General features: G+C 66.1%; 20 protein-coding genes. 7 read left to right on the top strand and 13 right to left on the bottom strand.

From position 1 onward, the window contains the following. Positions 1-5: 5 nt before the first annotated feature. On the bottom strand, positions 6-530 hold the full coding sequence (locus tag ACZL02_RS14285) for a GNAT family N-acetyltransferase (RefSeq protein WP_472936830.1): 525 nt from the start codon (positions 528-530) through the stop codon (positions 6-8). A gap of 280 nt (positions 531-810) precedes the next feature. On the opposite strand from ACZL02_RS14285, the gene ACZL02_RS14290 reads away from it, so the two are divergent. Continuing rightward, the gene (locus ACZL02_RS14290) at positions 811-1,791 is read left to right on the top strand and encodes a glutathione S-transferase family protein (RefSeq protein ID WP_472936829.1); all 981 of its coding nucleotides are present in this window, start codon (positions 811-813) and stop codon (positions 1,789-1,791) included. A 3-nt stretch (positions 1,792-1,794) separates the two neighbouring features. Here the strand turns inward: ACZL02_RS14290 and ACZL02_RS14295 are convergent, their stop codons facing one another. Then, complete coding sequence (locus ACZL02_RS14295) at positions 1,795-2,247, bottom strand: NUDIX domain-containing protein (RefSeq protein ID WP_472936828.1); 453 nt, start codon at positions 2,245-2,247, stop codon at positions 1,795-1,797. A 62-nt stretch (positions 2,248-2,309) separates the two neighbouring features. Here ACZL02_RS14295 and ACZL02_RS14300 point away from each other — a divergent pair, with 62 nt between their 5' ends. Continuing rightward, positions 2,310-3,281, top strand: a complete 972-nt coding sequence (locus ACZL02_RS14300; protein WP_472936827.1) for a metallophosphoesterase family protein — start codon at positions 2,310-2,312, stop codon at positions 3,279-3,281. A gap of 75 nt (positions 3,282-3,356) precedes the next feature. Further along, a complete protein-coding gene (locus ACZL02_RS14305) occupies positions 3,357-4,559 on the top strand; it encodes a benzoate/H(+) symporter BenE family transporter (protein ID WP_472936826.1) in 1,203 nt (400 codons plus the stop codon). 10 nt (positions 4,560-4,569) lie between these two features. Here the strand turns inward: ACZL02_RS14305 and ACZL02_RS14310 are convergent, their stop codons facing one another. The 7 genes from ACZL02_RS14310 to putA all read right to left on the bottom strand — a co-directional run bounded on the left by ACZL02_RS14310 (position 4,570) and on the right by putA (position 17,662). Further along, entirely contained in the window at positions 4,570-5,187 is a 618-nt protein-coding gene (locus tag ACZL02_RS14310) for a hypothetical protein (protein ID WP_472936825.1), read from the bottom strand. An 89-nt stretch (positions 5,188-5,276) separates the two neighbouring features. Then, positions 5,277-6,932, bottom strand: a complete 1,656-nt coding sequence (locus ACZL02_RS14315) for a thiamine pyrophosphate-binding protein (RefSeq protein ID WP_472936824.1) — start codon at positions 6,930-6,932, stop codon at positions 5,277-5,279. Beyond that, positions 6,932-8,602: a 2-isopropylmalate synthase gene (gene leuA, locus ACZL02_RS14320; protein WP_472938091.1), complete on the bottom strand. Its 1,671-nt coding sequence runs from the start codon at positions 8,600-8,602 to the stop codon at positions 6,932-6,934. Before leuA ends, ACZL02_RS14315 begins: the two co-directional genes overlap by 1 nt. Positions 8,603-9,013: 411 nt before the next feature. Then, positions 9,014-9,940, bottom strand: a complete 927-nt coding sequence (locus ACZL02_RS14325) for a cation diffusion facilitator family transporter (protein ID WP_472936823.1) — start codon at positions 9,938-9,940, stop codon at positions 9,014-9,016. Beyond that, positions 9,940-12,129 carry an anthranilate synthase gene (locus tag ACZL02_RS14330; RefSeq protein ID WP_472936822.1) on the bottom strand — a complete coding sequence of 730 codons (2,190 nt, stop codon included), beginning with the start codon at positions 12,127-12,129 and terminating at the stop codon, positions 9,940-9,942. The genes ACZL02_RS14325 and ACZL02_RS14330 overlap by 1 nt, the downstream gene beginning before the upstream one ends. Positions 12,130-12,481: 352 nt before the next feature. Continuing rightward, a complete protein-coding gene (locus tag ACZL02_RS14335) occupies positions 12,482-14,161 on the bottom strand; it encodes a formate--tetrahydrofolate ligase (protein ID WP_472936821.1) in 1,680 nt (559 codons plus the stop codon). A gap of 402 nt (positions 14,162-14,563) precedes the next feature. Then, positions 14,564-17,662, bottom strand: coding sequence for a bifunctional proline dehydrogenase/L-glutamate gamma-semialdehyde dehydrogenase PutA (gene putA, locus ACZL02_RS14340; protein ID WP_472936820.1), 3,099 nt, complete (start codon positions 17,660-17,662; stop codon positions 14,564-14,566). Between the two features lie 117 nt (positions 17,663-17,779). On the opposite strand from putA, the gene ACZL02_RS14345 reads away from it, so the two are divergent. The 4 genes from ACZL02_RS14345 to choV all read left to right on the top strand — a co-directional run bounded on the left by ACZL02_RS14345 (position 17,780) and on the right by choV (position 21,434). After that, on the top strand, positions 17,780-18,241 hold the full coding sequence (locus ACZL02_RS14345) for an Lrp/AsnC ligand binding domain-containing protein (RefSeq protein WP_472936819.1): 462 nt from the start codon (positions 17,780-17,782) through the stop codon (positions 18,239-18,241). A 189-nt stretch (positions 18,242-18,430) separates the two neighbouring features. Beyond that, the gene (locus tag ACZL02_RS14350; protein WP_472936818.1) at positions 18,431-19,372 is read left to right on the top strand and encodes a choline ABC transporter substrate-binding protein; all 942 of its coding nucleotides are present in this window, start codon (positions 18,431-18,433) and stop codon (positions 19,370-19,372) included. A gap of 131 nt (positions 19,373-19,503) precedes the next feature. Beyond that, positions 19,504-20,346 carry a choline ABC transporter permease subunit gene (gene choW, locus ACZL02_RS14355; protein ID WP_472936817.1) on the top strand — a complete coding sequence of 281 codons (843 nt, stop codon included), beginning with the start codon at positions 19,504-19,506 and terminating at the stop codon, positions 20,344-20,346. Beyond that, complete coding sequence (choV, locus tag ACZL02_RS14360) at positions 20,343-21,434, top strand: choline ABC transporter ATP-binding protein (protein ID WP_472936816.1); 1,092 nt, start codon at positions 20,343-20,345, stop codon at positions 21,432-21,434. The genes choW and choV overlap by 4 nt, the downstream gene beginning before the upstream one ends. 194 nt (positions 21,435-21,628) lie before the next feature. On the opposite strand, the gene ACZL02_RS14365 is transcribed toward choV, so the two are convergent. The 4 genes from ACZL02_RS14365 to ACZL02_RS14380 form a co-directional block, all read right to left on the bottom strand. Further along, positions 21,629-22,465, bottom strand: a complete 837-nt coding sequence (locus ACZL02_RS14365) for a dipeptide ABC transporter ATP-binding protein (RefSeq protein WP_472936815.1) — start codon at positions 22,463-22,465, stop codon at positions 21,629-21,631. Next, positions 22,462-23,313 (bottom strand): ABC transporter ATP-binding protein, encoded by an 852-nt coding sequence (locus tag ACZL02_RS14370; protein ID WP_472936814.1) that lies wholly within the window; start codon positions 23,311-23,313, stop codon positions 22,462-22,464. Before ACZL02_RS14370 ends, ACZL02_RS14365 begins: the two co-directional genes overlap by 4 nt. 341 nt (positions 23,314-23,654) lie before the next feature. Beyond that, positions 23,655-24,590 carry an ABC transporter permease subunit gene (locus tag ACZL02_RS14375; protein WP_472936813.1) on the bottom strand — a complete coding sequence of 312 codons (936 nt, stop codon included), beginning with the start codon at positions 24,588-24,590 and terminating at the stop codon, positions 23,655-23,657. Continuing rightward, positions 24,587-25,594, bottom strand: coding sequence for an ABC transporter permease subunit (locus tag ACZL02_RS14380; protein WP_472936812.1), 1,008 nt, complete (start codon positions 25,592-25,594; stop codon positions 24,587-24,589). The genes ACZL02_RS14375 and ACZL02_RS14380 overlap by 4 nt, the downstream gene beginning before the upstream one ends. Positions 25,595-25,652 lie beyond the last annotated feature (58 nt).

The following is a 25,652-nucleotide window of genomic DNA, read 5'->3' on the forward strand; positions in this document are numbered from 1 at the left end:
GCGCCCTATCTTATTGAGGGTAGAGCATTGCGCGCCCGGACCACGCCGGACAAATTCTCCAAAGCACCCTCGACCAGCGGCAAGCCGAGGATGCGCGTCCGGTCCACCGGGCCCGGCATGATGACGGACCCGACCGGCAGCGGACGGTAGCCGATCGGCATGTAGTAGGCGCGGTCGCCGACCAGCATGATGACGCGCTCGCCCGCCATCAGCGCGGCGGTCTCCGCCGTCGCCATCAGCCGCCGGCCGATGCCTTTTCCCTTGAAACTTGGACGAACCGCCAGCGGCCCGAGCATCAGGCAAGGGGCTTCGCCGATCCGGATCGGCGTCAGCCGTACCGATCCGATCACCACGCCGTCGAGCAAGGCGACAAAGGACAGGCGCCGATCATGCGGCGCCATTTCCCGCACTCTTTCGGCCGCGCGGACAAAGCGACCAGGACCGAAAGCCTCGTCGGCAATGGCATCGATGACGGCATCATGCTCGGCGGTTTCAGGGATATAGACGACGTCGAAGAGAAGGGAGGACATGCAGCTTCCGGGGGACGGGCGCAGTCTGTCTCATGGACATCCGCGCGGGTACGGCTGTGACGGGTGGCGACCTAGAATGTCGTTCGTCGTCGCAGCATCACCGCCATGGTCGTCTTCTCCAACGGCATGGTGCCGGTTGAGGCGGGTTGTTATAGCGCTGGGAGCCGGACGGCAAGCGGCGATGACCGCGGACCATTATCGATGGCCCGTTCCAGGTCGTTGGCTCGTCGTTCGTCGCGTCCGCCTTACTTCCCTGGATATCATTCCGAAAGGACACAAAATGGGACTTCTGGTCGACGGCGTCTGGCAGGACAAATGGTACGAGACCAAGGACGGCGCGTTCCAGCGAACGACGACGAAGTTCCGGGACTGGATCACGCCCGACGGTGCGCCGGGGCCGGACGGGCAGAAGGCCTATCCTGCCGAAGCCGGGCGGTATCACCTCTATATTTCGCTCGCCTGTCCCTGGGCGCACCGGACGCTGATCGTCCGCCGACTGAAGAGGCTGGAGGACGTGATCTCGCTCTCGATCGTCGACTTCCTGATGGCGGAAAACGGCTGGGAATTCTCCGACAGGGCCGGCACCATTCCCGACACCGTCCTCGGCAAGACGAAGCTCTACGAGGTCTACACGGCGGCCGAGCCGCAGTTCAGCGGGCGGGTGACCGTCCCCGTCCTGTGGGACAAGAAGACGGGGACGGTCGTCAACAATGAGTCGGCCGAGATCATCCGCATCTTCAACTCGGGCTTCGGCGATCTGGCCGATGCCTCGGTCGACCTGTCGCCCTCAGCGCTGCGGAGCGAAATCGATACGGTGAATGAGGCGGTCTACGATGCCGTCAACAACGGCGTCTACAAATGCGGCTTCGCCACCACGCAGGAGGCCTACGAGAAGCCGTTCCATGCGCTGTTCGCCATGCTCGACCGGCTCGAGGAGCGCCTGGCCTCGCAACGCTTCCTCGCCGGCAGCGCGATGACCGAGGCGGACATCCGCCTGTTCACGACGCTGATCCGCTTCGACGCGGTCTATCACGGGCACTTCAAGTGCAACGCCCGGCAGATCCGGGACTATCCCAACCTCTTCGGCACCATGCTCGACGTCTACCAGACCGAGGGCATCGCCGAGACCGTCAATTTCGAGCACATCAAGGGGCACTATTACCAGAGCCACACCACGATCAATCCGACCCGGATCGTCCCGCTGGGGCCTGAACAGGACCTCTGGCAGCCGCATGGGCGGGAGCGCCTCTCCCGCCGCTGATGGCTACCAGTGCGGATCCCGCGGACCGCCCCCGAGTTCCGCGAGACGCCGCCGGGTCGATGCGGTGGTTCCCTCCGGCAGAGCGCTCAGGGAAAAGAATCCGCTCTCGGCGATCTCGCGGTCGGCCTCCTTCGGTGCCGTCTGCCGCACCGAGCGGCAGACGTAGAACAGCACGTGGTCGCGGCGGGAGGCACGTCGGTTGAAATAGATGCCGACGAGGCCCGGCGCTTCCAGAAGCTCGAGATTTCCCTCTTCGCGCAATTCGCGGCGCAGCGCCTCCTCCACCGTTTCGCCGGCATCGACCCCGCCGCCCGGCAGATACCAGCCGGGGACATAGGTGTGGCGCACCAGGAAGACGCGGCCCTCCCCGTCGAAGGCTGCGCAGCGCATGCCGAGCGTCATCGGTCGCATCAGCACGTGGGCGAGATGGAAAATCCGGGTGCGAAGCCTCGACATCAGCACCGTCGCAGGCCTCCGCCGCTCTTTCCCTTTGCGGCAGAGCGGCTAGATGGAGGCATATGTTCACCCTTGCGCATCTCTCAGACATCCATCTCGGCCCGCTTCCGGAGCTCTCGTTTCGCGAGCTCGCATCCAAGCGCGTCACCGGCTACGTCAACTGGCACCGCAACCGGCGGAGGGTGATGTTCGGCGATACCCTGGTCTCGCTGGTCAACGACCTGAAGGCCCAGAAGCCGGATCATGTGGCCGTCACCGGCGATCTCGTCAACCTCGCCACCAAGACCGAGATCGTCGGCGCCGGCCTATGGCTGCAGGATTTCGGACTGGCCCGGGACATCTCCGTCATTCCCGGCAACCACGACGCCTACGTGCCGGGGGCGCTGAAGCGGGCTTGCGCGGAGTGGCACGACTATATGGTCGGCGATACGCCGCAGCGGTCGATCGGCGGAATGTTTCCCTATGTGAGGATGCGCGGCAACGTCGCCATCTTCGGCGTCTCCAGCGCCGAGGCGACCGCGCCGTTCTTTGCGACCGGCACGTTCAAACGGCGCCAGGCCTTGGCGCTGGCCGAGATGCTCGGCGCCTGCCGCACCACCGGCCATTTCTGCGTCGTCATGATCCACCATCCACCGATCTCGGGCGCCGCTTCCTGGCACAAGCGATTGATCGGCAAGCAGTTCTTCTGGAAGGTTATCCGCGAGGTCGGGGCCGACCTCGTGCTGCACGGCCATACCCATCTCGACACGCTGAACTGGATCGCCGGGACCGATGGGCTGGTGCCCGTCGTCGGCGTTCCGTCGGCCAGCCAGAACGCCGGCAGCGAGAAGCCGGCGGCGCGCTACAACCTCTTCGATATCGACGGCGAGCCGGGCGCCTGGACCCTCGTTCAGCGCGAGCGCGGCCTCTACAAGGACGGCAGCGGCATCGGCTGGATCCGTCAGCGGCAGTTGATGGGCAATGGCGAGGCGATCGATGTCGCTCCATCCGCAGACGCGCTGGCGGCGATGCCAAATCTGCCGGCGGCGCGATAGCAGGCAAGACTGCGGTTGCGGTGCGACGCAGGGTGGCGATAGTCAGGCCATCTGTTTCCTGCGGTAGTCATCCTCATGCGCGCTCCCCCTGCCCCTGCGATCACCGCCGGCCTGCTCGCGGCCTTCGTCGGCTTCACCTCCTCCTTCTCGGTCATCCTCCAGGGACTCTCCGCGATGGGCGCGACGCAGGCGGAGGCGGCCTCCGGGCTGATGGCGCTGTCGATCGCGATGGGCGTCTGCGCCATCGGGGTCAGTCTCTGGACGAGGATGCCGGTCTCCATCGCATGGTCGACGCCCGGCGCCGCACTGCTGGCGACCTCCGGCCTGCCGGAAGGCGGGTTCCCCGTGGCCGTCGGGGCCTTTGCCGTGGCGGCGGGGCTGGTGATCGCGTCCGGTGTCTTTCGTCCCCTCGGCCGGCTGATCGCGGCGATCCCCGGCTCGCTCGCCAATGCCATGCTCGCCGGCATCCTGTTCTCGCTGTGTCTTGCACCGGTGAAGGCGGTCGCCGCCGATCCCGCCGGCGGCCTTGCGATCGCGGTGACATGGCTGGTGATGGCACGGATCAAACGCCTTCTCGCCGTCCCGGCCGCGGCGATCGTCGCCATCGCGGTGATCCTTCTGAAAGCGCCCGCCGGTGGGGTGGAGCTCGGGCACATGCTGCCCTCCCCCGTCCTGGTGATGCCGGCGTTCACCTTGGCAAGTCTCGTCGGCATTGCCTTGCCGCTGTTCCTGGTGACGATGGCCTCGCAGAACATTCCGGGCCTCGCGATCCTGAAGGTGAACGGCTACACGCCGCCGGCCGGGCCCCTCTTCGCCGCGACCGGCGTCTTCAGCCTCGCGGCGGCCCCTTTTGGCGGGCACGCTGTCAACCTTGCCGCCATCACCGCGGCGATCTGCGCCAGCGATGAGGCGGGGCCGGACCCACGGCGGCGCTACTGGTCGGGTGTCGTCTCCGGTGTCGCCTATGTCGGCTTCGGGCTCATCGCCGGCGTGGTCACCGCCTTTGCCAGCCTGTCGCCGCTGTTGATCCAGGCCGTGGCGGGACTTGCGCTGATCGGCGCCTTCTCCAGCGCCGTCCACGCGGCGATGGCGCGGCTCGACGAGCGGGAGGCGGCAACGCTGACGTTCCTCGTGACAGCGTCGGGCATTGCGTTCTTCGGGATCAGCGCCCCGTTCTGGGGCCTCACCGCCGGCGCTGGCGTTCTCGCCGCCTCGCGGTGGAGAACCGCGCACCCTGCCGCCACCTTGCCAGCAGAGACGGCCAAGCCGCCGCACTGATTCAAGGTTCCTACCGCGGAACAAGTCCGCGATAGGCGGCAAGCCCGTAGAGAATGCCGGCGCCGATCACGATACCGATCAACAGCCAGCCGATCGCCAGAAGGATCGTCGAGGGACGCTTCTGCGCCGCTGCAACAGGCCGGATCGGCTCGGCAGCGGCCGTGTCCGCCGTGCCCGAGCGGACCACCGCGCGCTGCCCCAGGCCGTCATTGTCGGCAAAAGCCTTTTCCCGCTCGACGATGCGCTCGGCGATATAGTCGGTGACGCGGTCGGCGATCACCGCCGTTTCGAGCGATTCGGCAAGCGTCAGGCGGCCGAGACGGGTCTCGCGGACGAAGCGATAGGTGCGGCGGTCACGCGCCATGCTCACATGGGCCGTCACATCGATCCAGAACCGCGGCTGCTGGCCGCCCGAAATGGAAAAGTCGAAACGGTCGTCGCCGGCCGGCACCTCGTCGATGACGCCGGCGAGTTCCTCGGCGAAGATCTCGAGCCGTGCCCGATCGGCCTCGCGGATGTCGACGGTGACGTCGCTGCGGTGGGCAGCCGCAATTTTGGCCGCGCGGACGGCATCGGCAAGCCGACGCGTGCCCATCAGGGAAGAGACGTTGTCCTTTCCTTCGCCCATCGCCGTTTCAGGACCCCGTTCCAGACTTGTCGTCTCCTCGAGCTTAAATGTCTTGTGTGCAATTGCAACGCGCTGCCGCGATCGCGGGACTATCGCCGGGACAACCGGGATGCCGCCGAAATCCGGTCGGGATCGACGACGAGATGCAGAAGCGCCGGCCCGTCGCTCGCCATCGCGGCTTCGAAGGCGGCGGCAAAATCGGCGTTGCAGTCGACCCGTTCCGAAAAGGCACCGTAACTTCTGGCCAGCGCGGCGAAGTCCGGATTCTGCAGCGCCGTTGCGGATATGCGGCCGGGATAATGCTTTTCCTGGTGCATCCGGATCGTGCCGTACTGGCTGTTGTCGACGACCAGCACGATCACCGCGGCGCCGACCTGGCAGGCGGTACCGAACTCCTGGCTGGTCATCTGGAAACACCCGTCACCGGCAAGGCAGATTACCTTGCGTTCGGGGTGGCGCAGCTTGGCGGCGATCGCGGCCGGTAGGCCGTAGCCCATCGAGCCCGAGGTCGGTGCCAGTTGCGACGCGCGGTCGGTGAAGCGATGGAAACGGTGCAGCCAGCCGGCATAATTACCGGCGCCATTGGTGATCGTGCTCGCGGCCGGCAAGTGCGTCTCGAGATGCGCCATCACGGCGTCCATGTCGACGAAACGAGTTGTTTCGTCGGCGAAATCCGCCGTCGCCTGAGGCTTCGGCGTCGACCAGTCGAGATATTCCCGGTGCATGGCCTCGGCCTCGCCGGACCAGGCGACGGTCGCCGGCGGTACCAGTTGAGCGGCCTTTCGGGCGAAGGAGACGGGATCGGCATGGATGCCGAGCGTCGGCTGGTAGAGGCGGCCTATGCCGTCGGGCAGGGTGTGCACCAGCCGCTGCTTCGGCGACGGCACGTCGAACAGCGCATAGCCCTGGCTCGGCATCTCGCCCAGCCGCGCGCCCAGCGCAATGACGAGGTCGGACGCAGCGATCCTGTCGCGCAGTTTCGGCGAGGGCCCGATGCCGAGGTCCCCGGCATAGTTAGGGTGGCGGCTGGGGAAGAGCGACTGGCGGCGGAACGAGCAGACGACCGGCAGGTGCCAGGCCTCGGCAAAGGCCGCGATATCGGCGATCGCCCCGTCGGTCCAACGGGAGCCGCCGAGAAGAAGGATAGGCGCGGTGGCGGTCTCCAGCAGCGACCAGAGGCTCTCAAGCTTGCTCTCCGCCGGCACGATGTCGATCGCCTCGACCCTTGCGGGAACCAGCGCCTCGGCCTTTCCGGACAGCGTGTTTTCCGGCAGCGCGACGATGACCGGCCCGGGCGAGCCGTCGAGCGCGATCCGGAAGGCTTCAGTGACGAGGTCCGGCAGTTCGTCCGGCGTCGCCGCCTCGAACACCGCCTTCGCCATGCCGCCGAAGAGAGCAGGATAGTCGAGTTCCTGGAAAGCGCCTCGACCCCGAAACTTCGTCGGCACCTGGCCGATGAAGAGGATCATCGGCGTCAGGTCATGGGCGGCGACGTGGACGCCCGACGCGGCATTGGTCGCGCCGGGCCCGCGGGTGACGAAGGCGATGCCGGGCCGGCCGGTGAGCTTGCCATCGGCTTCGGCCATCATCGCCGCCCCGCCCTCCTGGCGGCAGACGACCGTTTCGATCCGGCTGTCCACCAAGGCATCCAGCACCGGGAGATAGCTCTCGCCGGGCACGCAGAACACGCGGTCGACGCCCTGCGCTTCGAGCGCCTTGACCAGGAGGACGCCGCCGCTCTGCATCAGTTCGCCCCGAGGATGCGGTTCGCTGCCGAGACGATCGCCTCCAGCGATGCCGTCACGATGTTCTTGTTGATGCCGGCGCCGAACAGTTTTCCGCCGGCATGCTCGATCTCCATATAGGTGATCGCGCTGGCGTTCGACCCATGCTGGAGCGAATGCTCGGAGTAATCCGCGACGGACATCTCAAGCCCAAGATGTCGCGCCAGTGCATCGACAAAGCCGTCGATCGGACCGGTGCCCCGCCCGGTGATCGTCACTTCGGTCCCGTTGTCGAGGATCGTCGCCTCGATCATCCGCTCGCCGCGATGCTCGGGATTGGGCACCGTGTGATGGTCGATGAACTTCAGCCGCCCCCCCGGCTGCTCGACATAGCGCTCGATGAAGCGGTCATAGATCGCCTTGACCGGCAGCTCCTTGCCGCCCTCGTCGGTGATGCGCTGAATGTCCTCGCGAAACTCGACCTGGAGCGCGCGCGGCAGGTTGAGGCCATAGTCGGCCTGCAGCACATAGGCGATGCCGCCCTTGCCGGACTGCGAGTTGATGCGGATGATCGCCTCGTAGGACCGGCCGACATCCTGCGGGTCGATCGGCAGATAGGGCACTTCCCACAGCGCCTTGTTGGAGGCACGGCTCGCCTTCATGCCCTTGTTGATCGCGTCCTGATGCGAGCCGGAGAAGGCGGTGTAGACGAGCTCGCCGACGTAAGGATGGCGCTCGGCGATGGCAAGCTGGTTGCAGTACTCGTAGACGTCCTTCATCCGGTTGACGTCGGACACGTCGAGCTGCGGATCGACGCCTTGGGTGAACATGTTCAGCGCCAGCGTGACGATGTCGACATTGCCGGTGCGCTCGCCATTGCCGAAGAGCGTGCCCTCGACGCGGTCGGCGCCGGCGAGAAGGCCGAGCTCGGTCGCGGCGATCGCGGTGCCACGGTCGTTGTGCGGATGCAGCGAGATGATGAGGTTCTCGCGGTTGTCGAGGTTGCGGCACATCCATTCGATCTGGTCGGCATAGACGTTCGGCATCGACATCTCGACCGTCGCCGGGAGATTGATGATCAGCTTGTTGTCGGGCGTCGGCCGGACGATCTCGATCACCGCGTTGGAGATTTCGAGCGCGAAGTCGAGTTCGGTACCGGTGAAGCTCTCCGGCGAATATTCGAAGCGATAGCCGCCGCCGGCCTTGGCCGCCATGTCTGTGATCATCTTGGCCGCATCCGTCGCGATCTCGCGCACGCCGGCGCGGTCCTTCTGAAACACGACACGGCGCTGAAGTTCGCTGGTCGAGTTGTAGAAATGGACGATCGGATGGTTCGCGCCCTCGAGTGACTCGAACGTGCGGGTGATCAGCTCCGGCCGGCACTGCACCAGCACCTGCAAGGACACATCGTCCTCGATGCCGCCCTTCTCGACGCACCAGCGGATGAAGTCGAAGTCGGTCTGCGAGGCCGAGGGGAAACCGATCTCGATCTCCTTGAACCGCATCCACTTCAAGAGCTGGAAGAAGCGCTCCTTCTTCTCCTGCCCCATCGGGTCGACGAGCGCCTGGTTGCCGTCGCGAAGGTCGACCGAGCACCAGATCGGCGGCGTCTCGATGCGCTTTGACGGCCAGGTCCGGTCGGAAAGGTCGAGCTGGGGGTAGGCCTGATACTTCTGCGCAGCCTTGGTCATCACGGGCGCTGGCGCGGCGGTAGAGGTTGCTGGCCGATGGCCGGTGATACCGGTCTCGGGCATGGTGGCGGAAATAGACATGATGGCACCTTCGTCGCTTGTCCCGAACGCGCGGGTCTCTCGGACCTACGGCAGCGTCACTCGGGAATGGTGGACCCTATGGAAGCGGAAGGGGGCATGGCGCAGATGCGACCGGCTCGACCGCCGGACGCCCCCAGTCAACGGGTCCGACGATCGCTTCTTAGCGGAAGGAGCAGCAGGCGAGCGCGCAAGACCGCACCACCCATCGCAAGCGACAGGGACAGGATCATCAGGAGGGTCGGGGCGATGCTCATAGAGGCAGGTTAGCCGAAATCCGGGGAACTGCAAGAGGCCGGATTTGCGGCAGGCGGCCGCAAAGCCCTCAACGCCTCACACCACCGGCACCCCGGTCTGCTTGATCTCGCCCTCGGGCTCGACGTGGATCTGCACATGGGCATTGTCGAACTTGTCCTGCAGGGCATCCTCGATGCGGTCGCAGATCTCGTGCGCGTCTCCGACGGTCATCGCTTCCGGCACCACCATGTGGAACTCGATGAACAGCGCGCGCCCGGCTATGCGTGTCTTCAGATCATGCACCTCCAGCGCCCCCTCGCCGTGGACAGAGATAAGCGAGCGCACCTGCTCCTCGTCGGCCGGCTCCATCGCTTGATCCATCAGACCGCTGAGCGAGGCGGTGACGACGTGCCAGCCCTCGCGCAAAATGTTGACGGCGACGAGGGCGGCCATGATCGGGTCGAGCAGCGCCCAGCCGGTGACCGAGGCGACGCCGAGGCCGGCGAGCACCCCGATCGACGTGACGACGTCGGCCATGATGTGGCGACCGTCTGCGGCAAGCGCTGGCGAACGGCGGGCCCGGCCGGCTCGGATCAGGAACTGCGCCCAGACGAGATTGATGACGGTGGCGACACCGTTGATGGCGATGCCGACCATCGGCGCCTCGAGCGTGCGCGGCGACTCGAACGCGTTCCACGCCTCGCGCAGGATCAAAAGCGCTGCGACGATGATCAGCGCTCCCTCGACCACGGCGGAGAAATACTCGGCCTTGGTGTGTCCGAAAGGATGGTCGCTGTCGGCCGGCGTAAAGCTGACGCTGACCGCCCAAAACGCGATGATGCCGGCGACGACGTTGACGATCGATTCCAGCGCGTCGGAGTACAGCGCCACCGATCCGGTGACGTGATAGGCGTAATATTTGATGCCGAGCACCAGCAGCGCGACGCCGATCGTCGCCGTCGCGATGCGCTTGACGAGGACGGCGTCCGGGTGGACGCCGGTTGTCGATATCGTCTTGGACATCAGGCAGCTTTCACGCGGGCGCGGCGCGGCAGATGCGCAACGATGTTCTCGATCATCCGCATGCCGGCGGCACCGCCGAGGCTCATGATGCTCTCCGGATGGAACTGCACGGCGGCCACCGGCTCGGAGCGATGCTCGAACGCCATGACCACGCCGTCCTCGGTCTCGGCCGTGACCTCGAATTCCTTCGGCAGCCGCACCGGATCGGCGAAGATCGAATGGTAGCGGCCGACCGTCACCTCCTGGCCGAGGCCAGAGAAGATGATGCCGGGCTTCTGCACGCGGATGCGCGACGGCTTGCCGTGCACCGGCACATGCAGCGTGCGCAGCGTGCCGCCATAGGCCTCGGCCAGCGCCTGCAGGCCGAGACAGACGCCGAAGATCGGCAGGTTGCGCTGGCGTGCCGAGGCAATGGTGCCGGCGCAGTCGAAGTCGACCGGCTTGCCGGGACCCGGCGACAGCACCACGAGATCGGGCATGACGCTGTCGAAGATCGCCTGCGGCACCGGCGTGCGGACGGTGGTGACCTCCGCGCCGGTCTGGCGGAAATAGTTGGCGAGGGTGTGGACGAAGGAGTCCTCGTGGTCGACGAGGAGGATCTTGACCCCCTCCCCGACCTTGGCGCCCGAGCGCTCGCCGGCGACGCTGTTGGGCAGGCCGGCCTCGCGGATCGCCGAGATCAGCGCGGAGGCTTTCAACTCGGTCTCCGCCTCTTCTTCCTCCGGGTTCGAATCGTAGAGCAGCGTCGCACCGGCCCGCACTTCGGCGATGCCGTCCTGCAGGCGGATGGTGCGCAACGTCAGGCCGGTGTTCATGTCGCCGTTGAAGTGCATCATGCCGACGGCGCCGCCGTACCAGGCGCGCGGGCTCTTCTCGTGCGCCTCGATGAAGCGCATCGCCCAGAGTTTTGGCGCCCCGGTCACCGTCACCGCCCAGGCATGGCTGAGGAAGGCGTCGAAAGCGTCCATGCCCTCGCGCAGCCGGCCCTCGATGTGGTCGACGGTATGGATCAGGCGCGAGTACATCTCGATCTGCCGGCGGCCGATGACGCGCACCGAGCCGGGCTCGCAGACGCGGCTCTTGTCGTTGCGGTCGACGTCCGAGCACATGGTGAGCTCGGACTCGTCCTTCTTGGAATTCAGGAGCTTCAGAATCTGCTCGGAGTCCGAGATCGCGTCGTCGCCACGCTTGATGGTGCCGGAGATCGGGCAGGTCTCGACCCGGCGGCCGTTGACCCGCACGAACATTTCCGGCGAGGCGCCGATCAGGAACTCGTTCTCGCCGAGGTTGATGAAGAACGAGTAGGGCGACGGGTTGATCGTCTTCAGCCGGCGCGAGATCGCCGAGGGCGGGTTCTCGCAGCGCTCGAAGAAGGTCTGGCCGGGCACCACCTCGAACAGGTCGCCGCGGATGAACTTCTCCTTCGCCGACCGCACCAGGGCGGCGTACTCGCCCGGCTTGTGGTCGCCGCGCGGCGGAATGCGATCGGACGGCGTGAACGGCGCCTCCGGGCCACCGCCCTCGAGACCCTCGGTCGAGATCCCGTCCTTCTCGAAGCTGTAGCGATCGACATAGGCCTTGGCGGCATAGTGATCGACCATCAGGATCTCGTCCGGGAGGTAAAGGACGACGTCCCGGCGATTGTCGGCGCGCGTCAGAGATTCCGCGACCGGATCGAACTGGAAGGCGAGATCGTAGCCGAAGGCACCGTAGAGCCCGAGATCGGCATTCTCGTCGGACTTGAACAAGCCGACGATCGAACGCAGGACGGAGAAAACCGTCGGCATGCGCGAGCGCTCTTCCTCGGTGAAGGCGCGGTCCGGGAGCTTGACGCGCAGGTCGATGCGATCAGCGGAGACCGTCTGCTCGGCGATGTCCTCATGGCCTGCCAGCGCCCCGGCGACGAAACCGAGCAGCGCCTCGCCGCGCGGGTTCAGCGCCTCGATCGCCATCTGGCGTCCGGCCGAAGTCACCATCAGCGGCGGGTCGACGATCGCCGTATCCCAACGGGTGTAGCGACCGGGATACTCGTAGTTGGACGAAAACACCGCGCCCCGCCGGGTGTCGAGACGATCGACAAAGGGCTCGATCGCGCCGGCATAGGGCACCACTTCGCGCCGACGGGTCACCGCAACGCCGCCGAGGGTGTGATAGCGCTCGGCGCCGTCGGAGAGTATCTCGAGCGTCATACCTGTCTCCCGAACCTTCGAGCATCCTGCGCCGCTTGGGTCGCAACGAATGCACCGCCACAATGCTGGCGCCCTCGAACACGGCGGCGGCTAATAAAAAAGGCCGCCGGATGAACCAGGGCGACCTTTGTCTTCGAACGCGTGCGAAAACGCCTAGGGGCCGCCGATCAGGGAGCCTGCCACCAGAGCCGATTGCGCGCGACGTTCTTCATGCGGAAAGCGTTAGCGCGGGACGGCCGAAAGGGCAATCGGATTCAGGCGGCGGGGCGCCGTTGACGGCGAAGTCATCCCCGCACGCCCCGGGCGCGAGGGATAGCCCTCGCCGCGCGCTCAAAGTCGGCCGCCTGCTGGCTCAGAAGAGGCCCTGGATCAAGCCTTCGTCGTCGAGCAGGATCCGCTCGGCGGCCGGACTGCGCGGCAGGCCGGGCATGGTCATGATTTCACCGCAGATTGCGACGACGAAGCCGGCGCCAGCCGCCAGCCGGACTTCCCTGACATGCACGACATGCCCTTCCGGCGCCCCGCGCAAGGCAGGGTCGGTCGAGAAGGAATACTGCGTCTTCGCCATGCACACCGGCAGATGGCCAAAGCCCTTCTGCTCGAAGTCGGCAAGCTGCTGCACCACCGCCTTGTCCATGGTCACGGCGGCGCCGCGGTAGATGCGCTTGACGATGGTCTCGACCTTCTCGGACAGTCCCATCGCATCGGGATAGAGCGGCGCGAAGTCGGCGCTGCCGGAGTCGGCGAGCGCCGCCACCTTTTCCGCCAGCTCGAGGATTCCGTCCGATCCGTGCGCCCAGTGCTTGCAGACGATCGCCTCCGCGCCGAGGCCGGCGACGTACTCTTGGAGAGCATCGGTCTCCGCCTGCGTGTCGCCGGAGAAATGGTTGATGGCGACCAGCACGGGCACGTTGAAGAGGCCGATGTTCTCGATATGCCGGCCGAGATTGGCGCACCCCTCGACGACCGCCGACACGTTCTCGGCGCCGAGATCCTCCTTGGCGACGCCGCCGTTCATCTTCATCGACCGGACGGTCGCGACGAGGACGCAGGCGGAGGGCTTGAGGCCCGCCTTCCGGCACTTGATATCGAAGAACTTCTCCGCACCGAGATCGGCACCGAAACCGGCCTCGGTCACCACGTAATCGGCGAGCTTCAGCGCAGCGGTGGTGGCCACGACCGAGTTGCAGCCGTGCGCGATGTTGGCGAAGGGTCCACCGTGCACGAAGGCCGGGTTGTTCTCCAGCGTCTGGACGAGGTTCGGCTGCATCGCATCGCGCAGGAGCACCGCCATCGCGCCATCCGCCTTCACGTCGCGGGCGAAGACCGGGCTCTTGTCGGCGCGGTAGGCGACGATGATATCGCCCAGCCGGCGCTCGAGATCGTCGAGGTCCCGGGCGAGGCACAGGATCGCCATCACTTCCGAGGCGACCGTTATGTCGAAGCCGGACTCCCGGGGATAGCCGTTCGGAACGCCGCCGAGCGAGGTCACGACCTGCCGCAGCGAGCGGTCGTTCATGTCGAGCACCCGGCGCCAGACGACGCGGCGGGTATCGATCTTCAGCTCGTTGCCCCAGTAGATGTGGTTGTCGAGGAGTGCCGCCAGAAGATTGTGCGCCGAGGTGATGGCGTGGAAGTCCCCGGTGAAATGAAGGTTCATGTCCTCCATCGGGATGATCTGGGCATAGCCGCCGCCGGCGGCGCCGCCCTTGACGCCGAAACAGGGGCCAAGCGAGGCCTCGCGGATACAGACCACAGCCTTCCTGCCGATCTTGTTCAGCCCGTCGCCCAGTCCGACCGTCGTGGTGGTCTTGCCCTCGCCCGCCGGCGTCGGGTTGACGGCGGTGACGAGGATCAACTTGCCGTCCGGCCTGTCCGACAGCGATCGCAGGAAACCCGACGTGATCTTCGCCTTGTCATGCCCGTACGGGACGAGGTGCTCCTCGTCGATGCCGAGCTTGGCGGCGATCTCCCGTATCGGCCGCTTGTCGGCAGCACGTGCGATCTCGATGTCCGACTTCACGACAGCCATTTCCCGCATTCCCGTTCGCGCCCATTTTCTTGGGGAAGCGCGACAAGGCGATTCCCAAGTCTTGAGCATATGTCGGCGGTCGGTCGCCGCCAACCTCGGCTGCGCAGAACACAAAAAAGCCCGGGCGTGGGGCCCGGGCTTCCAATTGGCATGCCTGCATATGCGGATCGTCTGGCATGGGGAGGACATGCCTTGGATCCGGCATCATCTTCAGGAAGAGCCGCGCTGCTGCCGATCAACCGGGAGGAAGCCGCCGGCGGCTTGCCGATGCGTCCCTGAAGCGACGATCATGCCGACCGTCATTGGATCGAAACTGACTTGGAGCCTTTCTCGATCCAGTGACCCGACCTGCCCAAACCTGTCGATCGACGGCCCGATTCCGGCGCAGGACCTTGCTGGCTCCTATGCCTCCATCGCGATCAGGCTGGCATTGCCGCCGGCGGCCGCGGTGTTGGTGGAGATCACCTGCTCGCGGGCAAACCGCGTGACGTAGTTCGGTCCACCGGCCTTCGGTCCCGTACCGGAAAGACCCGAGCCACCGAAAGGCTGCGACCCCACCACGGCGCCGATCATGTTGCGGTTCACGTAGATGTTGCCGACCGTCAGCCGCTCGGTCACGGCCCGGATCGTCTCGTCGATGCGGCTGTGGACGCCGAGTGTCAGGCCAAAACCGGTTGCCTCGATGGCGTCGCAAACCTTGCCGAGCTCGCCGGCCTTCCATTTGACGATGTGGAGGATCGGCCCGAACACCTCGCGGTCGAGCGCCTCCGGCCTATCGATCTCGACGATATGCGGCGCGACCCAGTGGCCGTCCGCCGGCAATCCAGCCGGCAGCGCGCCGGCGAAACGAATGCGCTGGGTCTTCCTCATGCGGGCGAGATGTTCTTCCAGCATCGCCTTCTGCTCGGCGTCGATCACCGGCCCGACATCGGTCGCGACATCGCGCGGGTCGCCCATGGTGAGTTCCGCGGCCGCGCCCGCGATCATGTCCGTCATCCGCTCGGCGACATCCTCCTGCACGAACAGAAGGCGCAGCGCCGAGCAGCGCTGTCCGGCGGAGCGGAAGGCGGAGGTGACGACGTCGTCGGCCACCTGCTCGGGCAGAGCCGTAGCGTCGACGATGAGGGCGTTGATGCCACCGGTCTCTGCCACCAGCGGCGCGATCGGGCCGTTGCGGGCGGCCAGCGCCCGGTTGATCAGGTGCGCCGTTTCGGTCGAGCCGGTGAAGGCAACGGCCGCGGTGGCCGGGTGCGACACCAGCGCCGCGCCGGTGGCGCCATCGCCGGGCGCGAGGTGCAGGACCGCATCGCCGAAGCCGGCCTCGCGCAGGAGGTCGACGGCGAGCCCGGCGATCAGCGGCGTCTGCTCGGCCGGCTTCGCCACCACCACATTGCCGGCGGCCAAGGCTGCCGCGACCTGGCCGATGAAGATCGCCAGCGGGAAATTCCAAGGAGAGATCGCCACCACCACGCCCCGCGAGCGGTAGCGCAGCCGGTTCTCCTCACCGGTCGGACCCGGCAACGGAACCGGGGCCGAGAACAGCCGCTCGGCCTCGTCGGCATAGAAGCGGCAGAAGTCGACCGCCTCGCGGATTTCGGCAAGACCGTCGTCGACGGTCTTGCCGGCTTCGCTGGCGAGCAGCGCCATCAGGACGCCTCGACGCGCCTCCATCAGGTCGGCGGCCTTGCGCAGGCTGGCGGCGCGCTTTGCCGCCGGCACCTGTTCGGCCTCCGTGACGCCACGGCGGGCGGCGTTCATCAAGAGGACCGCCGCCTCGGCCGAGAGCGGGTGGCTGACGCCGACGAGATGGCCGTCGACCGGCGAGCGGACCGCCGCGCCCGAGGCCGAGGCGGAATGGTCGAAATCGCTGCGGGCCTCGATGGCCTTGTCGTGCGCCTTGTCGCGGTCGGCGATGAAGGCGCCGAGCGCCTTGCGGTCGCCGAACTCGACACCGCCCGAATTGTGCCGGCCGCCGAAGAGGTCCTTCGGCAAGCCGATCTTTGCGTTGCGGCCCGGCCCGACCTTCAGCATGTCGCGCGGTCGCTCGATCAGGCTCTCGATCGGAACGTCCTTGTCGCCGACCTTGGCGACGAAGGAGGAATTCGCGCCGTTCTCCAAGAGGCGGCGGACGAGGTAGGCGAGGAGATCGCGGTAGCCGCCGACCGGTGCATAGATGCGGCATGCCAGCGTCTCGCCGAACTCCGCGCGCACCGCCTCATAGAGCGCCTCGCCCATGCCATGCAGGCGCTGGAACTCGAACCCGGTCGGCTGGCGTCCGGCCATTTCGAGGATGGTCGCGACGGTCAGGGCGTTGTGCGTGGCGAACTGCGGGTAGAGCCGCTCGCGCCGGTCGAGCAGCGCCTTGGCGGCGACGAGGTAGGAAAGGTCGGTCGCCGGCTTGCGGGTGTAGACGGGATAGCCGTCGACGCCCTTCTCCTGCGCGTGCTTGATCTCGGTGTCCCAGTAGGCGCCCTTCACCAGCCGCACCATCATCCGGATGCCCTTCTCGGCGGCCAGCGCGTCGATGTGCTCGATCACCGCAAGCGTCCGCTTCTGGTAGGCCTGGATGGCGAGGCCGAACCCGTCCCAGCCGCTGAAGTCGGCGCTGCGCACCACCGCGTCGATGACGTCGAGCGACAGTTCCAGCCGGTCGGCCTCCTCGGCATCGACGGTGAAGTTCAGCTGGAAGCTCTTGGCCCGCATCGCGAGGTCGGCGAGCTTCGGCACCAGTTCCGCCATGACACGGGTCTGCTTCACCAACTGGTAGCGCGGGTGCAGCGCCGACAGCTTGACGGAGATGCCCGGGCGGTCCGGCAGCGCCTTGTTGCCGGCCTTCCGCCCGATCGCCTCGATCGCGTCGGCATAGGATTTGAAGTAGCGGTCGGCATCGGCCTGGGTGCGGGCGCCCTCGCCCAGCATGTCGTAGGAATGGCGGTAGCCTTTCTTCTCGAGGCCACGCGCCCGCTCCAGTGCATCCTCGATGTTCTCGCCAAGCACGAAGTGCCGGCCGAGAAAGCGCATGGCCTGCCGCGTCGCGGTCCGCACCGCCGGCGCACCAACGCGCTTGACCAGCGACGAGAGCACGCCCGTCGCCGTCTCGCCGGGGCGGATGATGCGAGCGGAAATGCCGAGCGCCCAGGCGGAGGCAGCCGTCAGCATGCGGTCCTCGCCGCCCTCGCGCGACACCCAGTCGCCGGCGCCGATCTTGTCCTCGATCAGCTGGTCCTGCGTCTTGGCGTCCGGCACGCGCAGCAGCGCCTCGGCCAGCACCATCAGCGCCAGGCCCTCTCGGCTCGACAGCCCGAACTCGCGCAGGAAATCCTCGACGCCGCCGATGCCGCCGGCCTTGCCGCGGATGTTCTCGATGAAGCGACGGGCGGTCGTATCGACCGAGGCCTCGTCATGCGTCCAGCGCGATGCGCTGGCCAGAAGGCTGGCCACCGCGGCATCGTCATCGGGCGCGAAAGGAGCGGAAAACGGGCGAAGGGCAGTGACGGACATGGATGACCCCGAGGTTGCGATGTCAGCGACAATATCAGCGGTCCGTGGTGGCGATCTCGCCAATCTCGCCCGGTTTTTCCGTGACTTTCACGGCCGATGGCGCCAAAACCATCCTTGATGACCGAAATCGACGCCAAAGACCGTAAGATCCTTGCCGCCCTGCAGGCCGATGGCAGGCTGACCAATCTGGAACTGTCCGAACGCGCGCATCTCTCGCCGACCGCGACATCGGAGCGGGTGAAGCGGCTGACGCGCGACGGCTACATCCTTGGCTACACCGCGATCCTCTGCCCGGAGAAGCTCGGCCGCGGCATGATCGTCTTCGTCGAGGTCAAGCTGGAACGGACCACGGACGACGTCTTCACCGCCTTTTCCGCCGCCGCCAAGGCCAATGGCGACATCATGGAGTGCCACATGGTGGCCGGCGGATTCGACTATCTCCTGAAGGCGCGGGTGAAGGACATGACGGCCTACCGGGCTTTCCTGTCGGACGCCCTGCTGACGCTGCCGGGCATTCGCGAGACCCATACCTATGCGGTGATGGAAGAGATCAAGAATTCGACGACGATCACGCTGTGATCGCGGAAATTGCGCGGCACCGCGTCGCGTTCTGACATTCGCCGGAAGAGCCCCCGGCAGCTAATCCCTGGTGAACCGCGTGTTCCCTGAAGCTTGCGTCCCGCCGAGGCGTCCGCGATAGTCGGGCCTAGAGATCAAACATCCGCCCGGGCCTTCGCCCCGAGGTCGACACTGGAAGGATCTGCATCCATGCGCGCTCCCCACACCCTCGCCGCTCTCGCACTGGCCCTGTCGGTCGCCGGGCCGGCCTTCGCTGCCGAGCCCGAGGCGTGCAAGACCGTGCGCTTCTCGGACGTCGGCTGGACCGACATCACCGCGACGACTGCCGTCACCAACGAAATCCTCAAGGGCCTCGGCTATACGCCGGACACCAAGGTGCTCTCGGTTCCCGTGACCTTCGCTTCGATGAAGAACAAGGACATCGACGTCTTCCTCGGCAACTGGATGCCCTCGATGGCCGCCGACGTGAAACCCTATCTCGACGACAAGACGGTCGACAGCGTGAAGGCCAACCTCACGGGCGCAAAGTACACGCTGGCGGTGCCGCAGTACCTTTACGACGAGGGCCTCAAGACCTTCGCCGATATCGCCAAGTTCTCCGACAAGCTGGACGGCAAGATCTACGGCATCGAGCCGGGCAATGACGGCAACCGGCTGATCCTCGACATGATCTCGAAGAATGCCTTCGGCCTCGGAAAATTCGAGCTGGTGGAATCCTCCGAACAGGGCATGCTGAGCCAGGTGGCGCGCGCCACCAAGTCGGAGAAGCCGGTGGTGTTCCTCGGCTGGGCGCCGCATCCGATGAACAAGAACTTCAAGCTCGCCTACCTGCCGGGCGGCGACGACTTCTTCGGTCCCGACCTCGGCGGGGCGACGATCTACACCACCACCCGCGCCGGCTACTCCGCCGAGTGCCCGAACGTCGGCAAGCTCCTCGCCAACCTCACCTTCTCGCTCGACATGGAGAACGCCGTGATGGGCGCGATCCTCGACGACAAACAGGATCCGGCCGATGCGGCCAAGGCCTGGCTGAAGGCCAATCCGGATGCGGTGACGGGCTGGCTCGGCGGCGTGACCACGATCGACGGCAAGGACGGGCTGCCTGCCGTGACGGCGGCTCTCGGCTCCTGACAGCCAGGCGCACCGCCGCGAAAGCTCGCTGAGCGCGGCACCCCAAGCGAGGGCGGCGCCCTCCCCCCTTCCAGCCAGAAGGCCCGGCGCCAGCCGGGCCATGGCTTTCGACAAGAGAGTGACGTTGCCCCGTGGAATGGATTGAAGGCCACCGCCTGCCGATCGGCAGCTATGCCGCAGCTTTCGTCGACTGGCTGACGGACAATTTCACCGGGGTTTTCGACGCCATCCAGGTCGGCCTCGAAGCCTTTATCGACGCCATCCTCTACGTTCTGCAGACGCCACATCCCTTCGTGGTGATCGCAGCTTTCGGCGCCATCGCCTACGCCATGCGCCGCTCGGTGCCGATCGTCCTTTTCACGATCCTCGGCTTCCTGCTGATCGTCAATCTCGGCTACTGGAAGGAAACCACCGAGACGCTGGCGCTGGTCATCGCCTCGACGTCCGTCTGCATGATCATCGGCATACCCGTGGGTATCGCCGCCGCCCGCCGCCCCTGGCTCTATGCTGTCCTGCGGCCGGTGCTCGACCTCATGCAGACCATTCCGACCTTCGTCTACCTCATCCCGGCCCTCATCCTGTTCGGGCTCGGAATGGTGCCCGGTCTCGTCGCCACGGTGATCTTCGCCTTGCCCTCGCCCATCCGGCTGACGCGCCTTGGCATCGCCTCGACGCCGCTGCAGCTGATCGAGGCCGGCGACGCGTTCGGCGCGACGCCGTTCCAGCGGCTGATGAAGGTGGAGATCCCCTATGCCGCGCCGCAGATCATGGCCGGCCTGACGCAGACCATCATGCTGTCGCTGTCGATGGTGGTGATCGCGGCCCTCGTTGGCGCACCAGGCCTCGGCGTGCCCGTGCTGCGGGCGCTGAACTCGATCAACATCGCCCAGGGCTTCGAGGCGGGCCTTGCCATCGTGCTCCTCGCCATCATCCTCGATCGCTTCTTCCGCGTCGACGAAGGAGGCCGCCGATGAGCTCGATCGACCGCTCCCCGCCTTCGCAGACGACGGCAAAGCCCATCGTCTCCTTCCAGAACGTTTCCATCGTCTTCGGCAAGAAGGCCGAGGCCGCCTTGCCGCTGGTCGATGCCGGCGCGACGCGCCAGGCGATCAACGAGCAGCTCGGCGTCATCCTGGGCGTCGCCGACGCCAGCCTCGACATCGCCGAGGGCGAGATCGCCGTGCTGATGGGCCTGTCCGGTTCCGGCAAGTCGACGCTGATCCGGGCCGTCAATGGCCTCGCGCCGATCACCCGTGGACGCGTGGTCGTCGACACTGGCCGTGGCCCGGTCGATCCGAAGGACTGCGGCGGCAAGCGCCTGCGTGAGCTGCGCCGGCACGAGGTGGCGATGGTTTTCCAGCAGTTCGCGCTGCTGCCCTGGCGCTCGGTCGCCGAAAATGTCGGCCTCGGCCTCGAGCTCTCGGGCTGCGGCAAGACCGAGCGGCGCGACAGGGTGATGCGCCAGCTCGAGCTGGTCGGCCTCAGCGACCGCGCCCATTCGCTGGTCGGCCAGCTCTCCGGTGGCATGCAGCAGCGAGTCGGCCTCGCCCGCGCCTTCGCCACGGACGCGCCGATCCTCCTGATGGACGAGCCCTTTTCTGCGCTCGACCCCTTGATCCGCACCCGGCTTCAGGACGAACTCCTGGAGATCCAGGCGCGGCTGAAGAAGACCATTATCTTCGTCAGCCATGACCTCGACGAGGCGTTCAAGCTCGGCAACCGCATCGCCATCATGGAAGGCGGGCGGATCATCCAGGTCGGCACGGCGCAGGACATCGTGATGCGGCCAGCCAACGACTACGTTGCCGCCTTCGTCACCCACATGAACCCGCTGAATGTGCTGACCGCTGGCGATGTCATGGTGCCGCTCGACCGGGCAGCCGGCGGCCTCGACGCCCGCATTGCCGGCTCGGCGCACAGCCACACGCCCTTGCGCAAGGTGATGGAGGTGGTCTCGGAGGGCGGCGGCGAGGTCATGGTGTCCGAACAGGGCCGCATCATCGGCCGCATCGGCGCCCAGGAAATCATCACCGCACTCGGCCGGCACCAAAAACGGAATTAGAGCGGCGGAAAAACCTGGTTCTTCTCACCTAGGGGGAGAAGTGGCCGGCAGGCCGATGAGGGTCGCCGAAGCCGTACTGCGGTGGACCGCAGATGCAGTCCGATCGGCGCCCGGCATCTCATGCCAGCCCCTCATCCCGCTGCCGCGACCTTCTCCCCTGAGGGGCGAAGGAAGCAGCGTCGCCGCCGCCGATCTCAGGCGGCTGCGGCGGCCTTCTTGGCAGCGACCCGCTTGCGGATGCTGTCGACATCGGTGATCGGCGTCGCGGCAAACAGCGTGCGGGTATATTCGTGCTGCGGGTCGGCGAAGACGCTCGCCTTGGGCCCATGCTCGACCACCTCGCCGTAGTACATCACCATCACCTCGTCAGCGATGAAGCGGACGACCGAGAGGTCGTGGCTGATGAAGACGTAGGTCAGGCCGAATTCCTGCTGCAGGTCGGCCAGAAGGTTCAGGATCTGCGCTTGGACGGAAAGATCCAGCGCCGAGACCGGCTCGTCGAGGACGAGGATGCTGGGGTTCAGCATCAGCGCGCGCGCGATGGCGATGCGCTGGCGCTGGCCGCCGGAGAACATGTGGGGGTAGCGGTTGTAGTGCTCCGGGCCGAGGCCGACCTTGACCAGCATCTGCATCGCCAGTTCGCGCCTTTCGGCCGCCGAGTGCGGGGTGTTCAGCACCAGCGGCTCGGTCAGGACGTCGCCGACCTTCTGCCGCGGGTTCAGCGAGGAATAGGGGTTCTGGAAAACGATCTGCACCTTGCGGCGGAGATCGGCTCCAGGCTTGGAAGCGCCGATGTTCACCGGCAGGCCATCGATCAGCAACTCGCCTGCGGTCTGCGCGTCGATCAGCGCCAGGATGCGCGCGAGGGTCGACTTGCCGCAGCCGCTCTCCCCGACGATCGCCAGTGTCTTGCCCTTCTCGACCGAAAAGCTGACGCCCTTGACCGCGTGCACCTTCTTCAGCGGCTTGAACAGGCCGGCAGGGACCTCGTAGTCGCGCTTCAGGTTGCGCGCCTCGATCACGATGCTCATGCGCTTGCTCCCGCAGCGGTTTCGGCGAGGACGAAGTCGGACACCGTCGGCAGCCGCGAGCCCGTGGCGTTTTCCGGCAAGGCCGACAGCAGAGCCCGGGTGTAGCTGCTCTTCGGCGCGGTGAAGAGCGACAGCACGTCGGCCTCCTCCATCTTCTTGCCCTTGTACTGGACGATGACGCGGTCCGCCGTCTCGGCGATGACCCCCATGTCATGGGTGATCATGATCAGCGCCATGCCGTGCTTCTGCTGGAGGTCGAGCAGCAGGTCGAGGATCTGCTTCTGGATGGTCACGTCGAGCGCCGTGGTCGGCTCGTCGGCGATCAGCAGTTTCGGCCCGCAGGCGATGGCGATGGCGATCATCACCCGCTGGCACTGGCCGCCGGACATCTGGTGCGGGAAGCTCTTCAGCTTCTCTTCGGCATCGCGGATACCCACAAGGTTCAGCAACTCGATCGCCCGCGCCCGCGCCGCCTTGCCGCCGAGACCGAGATGCTGGCTCAGCACTTCCTCGATCTGGAAGCCGACATTGAAGCACGGATTGAGGCTGGCGATCGGCTCCTGGAAGATCATCGCGATGTCGCGGCCGATGATCTCGCGGCGCTGCTTGCCGGTCATCGACAGCATGTCGCGGCCTTCGAAGGTCATCTCGTCGGCGGTGACGGTGGCGGTCCCGGGCAGTAGCCCCATGACGCCCAGCATGGCGACGGACTTGCCCGAGCCGGACTCGCCGACAATGCCCAGCACTTCGCCGACATCGACGGAAAGGTCGATGCCGTCGACGGCCCTGAACGGGCCCGACGCGGTGTCGAAGGTGACGGTGAGATTGCGAAGGGAGAGGAGAGCCATGCCTTACATCACCAACTTTTTCATCTTAGATTCCAACCCGAAGGAGAACGCTATGTCGACAACCAACCCGCAGGAACGACCCAAACCGATCAGCGGTCCTACGGGACCCCGGCCGATCTACTAGGTCACAGCTTCAAGGAAGCCTCGAGAGACTTCACCGCGTCCTTGCCAAGGATCGCTGCGAAATCCTTGAGGGCCAGATAGTCTCCTATCCGCTTTGCCCGCCGACACCCTTCGATGGCATTTGAGCTTCGCCAACTGACGTACCACCCGATCGCCGCAATGAAGGAGGAGATCAGGGTCGCAGCGACGACAGGACCAACCCAATCTCCCCCCAAGCATCAACTCCGCTTCAGCTTCGGATCGAGCGCATCGCGCAGGCCGTCGCCGATCAGGTTGATCGCCAGAACCGTGATCAGGATGGCGAGACCGGGGAAGGTGACGACCCACCAGGCCCGCAGTACGAACTCGCGGGCCTCGGCCAGCATCGTGCCCCATTCCGGCGTCGGCGGCTGGGCACCCATGCCGAGGAAGCCGAGCGCGGCCGCGTCGAGGATGGCGTTGGAGAAGGACAGCGTCGACTGGACGATCAGCGGGCCCAGGCAGTTCGGCAGGATGGTCTTGAACATCAGCCGCAGCGGCCCTGCCCCGACGACGCGGGCGGCGGTAACGTATTCCCGCTGCTTCTCGGCCATCACCGAGGCGCGGGCGAGCCGAACGAAATGCGGCTGCAGCACGAGGGCGATGGCGATCATCGCGTTGACCAGGCCGGGTCCGAGCACCGCGACGAGCACGAGTGCCAGCAGCAGCGACGGGAACGCCAGGATAATGTCCATCACCCGCATGATAACGGTGTCGACCCAGCCGCGGACGTAGCCGGCGATCAGGCCGAGCACGACGCCGGTCGACACGGCGATCGACACCACGAAGACGCCGACGAACAGCGAGAAGCGTGCGCCGTGGATCAGCCGGGAGAGGACATCACGGCCGACGGCATCGGTGCCGAGCGGAAAGGCGATGCGACCGCCCTCCTGCCAGAACGGCGGGATCAGCAGCGCGGTGCGGTCCTGCAGCGTCGGGCTGTGCGGCGCGATCAGCGGCGCGAACACCGCCGCGAACACGATCAGCGCGAACACCACGAGGCCGAGCACGGCACCCTTGTTGACCGAGAAATAGAACCAGAACTCGGAGAACTGCTGCGCCCTGATGCTGCGCGGCTTGGCGGTGGGGATATCCGTGCCGACGCCCTCGGCGGCCTTCTGTGCGTCGATGCTCATGAGTTGCGAACCCGCGGGTTGATGAGGCCGTAGGTAAGATCGACCAAGAGATTGACGACCATGATGATGACGGCGACGAACAGCAGTCCGCCCTGCACCACCGGATAGTCGCGCTTGAACACCGAATCGACCATCCACTTGCCGATCCCTGGCCAGGAGAAGATCGTCTCGGTCAGGATCGCGCCGGCCAGCAGCACGCCCACCTGCAGGCCGATCGTGGTGATCACCGGGATCAGCGCATTGCGCAGTGCGTGGATGCCGACCACGCGAAAGCGCGACAGGCCCTTGGCGCGGGCGGTACGGACGTAATCCTCGCCCAGGACTTCCAGCATGGCCGAACGGGTCTGGCGTGCGATGACGGCGAGCGGGATCGTGCCGAGCACGATGGCCGGCAGGACGAGATGGCTCAATGCCGATTTGAAGGCGCCGGACTGCCCCGACAGAAGGCTGTCGATCAGCATGAAGCCGGTGACCGGCGGGAAGAAGTACATCAGCGAGATGCGCCCCGACACCGGCGTCCACTGCAGATAGCCGGAGAAGAAGATAATGAGGAGAAGCCCCCACCAGAAGATCGGCATCGAGTAGCCGACGAGCGCCGTTCCCATGATCGACTGGTCGAACCAGGTGCCGCGCTTGATCGCTGCGAAGACGCCGGCGGGAATGCCGATGACCACGGCAAACAGCATGGCGACCAGCGAAAGTTCGATCGTCGCCGGAAACAGCGCCATGAACTCACGCAGCACCGGCTGCTTGGTGGTGATCGAATTGCCGAAATCACCCCGAAGGATGTCCCAGAAGTAGATGAAGTACTGCGTGTAGAGCGGCTTGTCGTAGCCGAACTGCACGACGAGCTGCTGGTACCGTTCCGGCGACAGGCCGCGCTCACCCGCGAGCGCGATGATCGGATCGCCGGGCAGGAGCCGGATGAAGAAGAAGGAGACAAGCGTGACCCCGATGAAGGTCGGGATCAGCAGGCCAATCCGCTTGAGTAGAAATCCGAACATGGAAAGTGCCCTTGACGCCTGCCGCATCCGGGAGACGTCCCAGTGCGACAGACCAAAA

Source organism: Mesocryomonas fontinalis (assembly GCF_055730125.2).

Coding starts and splice junctions, on each gene's coding strand:
- ACZL02_RS14285 (WP_472936830.1), bottom strand. CDS start 530: ATGTCCTCCCTTCTCTTCGACGTCGTCTATATCCCTGAAACCGCCGAG.
- ACZL02_RS14290 (WP_472936829.1), top strand. CDS start 811: ATGGGACTTCTGGTCGACGGCGTCTGGCAGGACAAATGGTACGAGACC.
- ACZL02_RS14295 (WP_472936828.1), bottom strand. CDS start 2,247: ATGTCGAGGCTTCGCACCCGGATTTTCCATCTCGCCCACGTGCTGATG.
- ACZL02_RS14300 (WP_472936827.1), top strand. CDS start 2,310: ATGTTCACCCTTGCGCATCTCTCAGACATCCATCTCGGCCCGCTTCCG.
- ACZL02_RS14305 (WP_472936826.1), top strand. CDS start 3,357: ATGCGCGCTCCCCCTGCCCCTGCGATCACCGCCGGCCTGCTCGCGGCC.
- ACZL02_RS14310 (WP_472936825.1), bottom strand. CDS start 5,187: ATGGGCGAAGGAAAGGACAACGTCTCTTCCCTGATGGGCACGCGTCGG.
- ACZL02_RS14315 (WP_472936824.1), bottom strand. CDS start 6,932: ATGCAGAGCGGCGGCGTCCTCCTGGTCAAGGCGCTCGAAGCGCAGGGC.
- leuA (WP_472938091.1), bottom strand. CDS start 8,602: ATGACCAAGGCTGCGCAGAAGTATCAGGCCTACCCCCAGCTCGACCTT.
- ACZL02_RS14325 (WP_472936823.1), bottom strand. CDS start 9,940: ATGTCCAAGACGATATCGACAACCGGCGTCCACCCGGACGCCGTCCTC.
- ACZL02_RS14330 (WP_472936822.1), bottom strand. CDS start 12,129: ATGACGCTCGAGATACTCTCCGACGGCGCCGAGCGCTATCACACCCTC.
- ACZL02_RS14335 (WP_472936821.1), bottom strand. CDS start 14,161: ATGGCTGTCGTGAAGTCGGACATCGAGATCGCACGTGCTGCCGACAAG.
- putA (WP_472936820.1), bottom strand. CDS start 17,662: ATGTCCGTCACTGCCCTTCGCCCGTTTTCCGCTCCTTTCGCGCCCGAT.
- ACZL02_RS14345 (WP_472936819.1), top strand. CDS start 17,780: ATGACCGAAATCGACGCCAAAGACCGTAAGATCCTTGCCGCCCTGCAG.
- ACZL02_RS14350 (WP_472936818.1), top strand. CDS start 18,431: ATGCGCGCTCCCCACACCCTCGCCGCTCTCGCACTGGCCCTGTCGGTC.
- choV (WP_472936816.1), top strand. CDS start 20,343: ATGAGCTCGATCGACCGCTCCCCGCCTTCGCAGACGACGGCAAAGCCC.
- ACZL02_RS14365 (WP_472936815.1), bottom strand. CDS start 22,465: ATGAGCATCGTGATCGAGGCGCGCAACCTGAAGCGCGACTACGAGGTC.
- ACZL02_RS14370 (WP_472936814.1), bottom strand. CDS start 23,313: ATGGCTCTCCTCTCCCTTCGCAATCTCACCGTCACCTTCGACACCGCG.
- ACZL02_RS14375 (WP_472936813.1), bottom strand. CDS start 24,590: ATGAGCATCGACGCACAGAAGGCCGCCGAGGGCGTCGGCACGGATATC.
- ACZL02_RS14380 (WP_472936812.1), bottom strand. CDS start 25,594: ATGTTCGGATTTCTACTCAAGCGGATTGGCCTGCTGATCCCGACCTTC.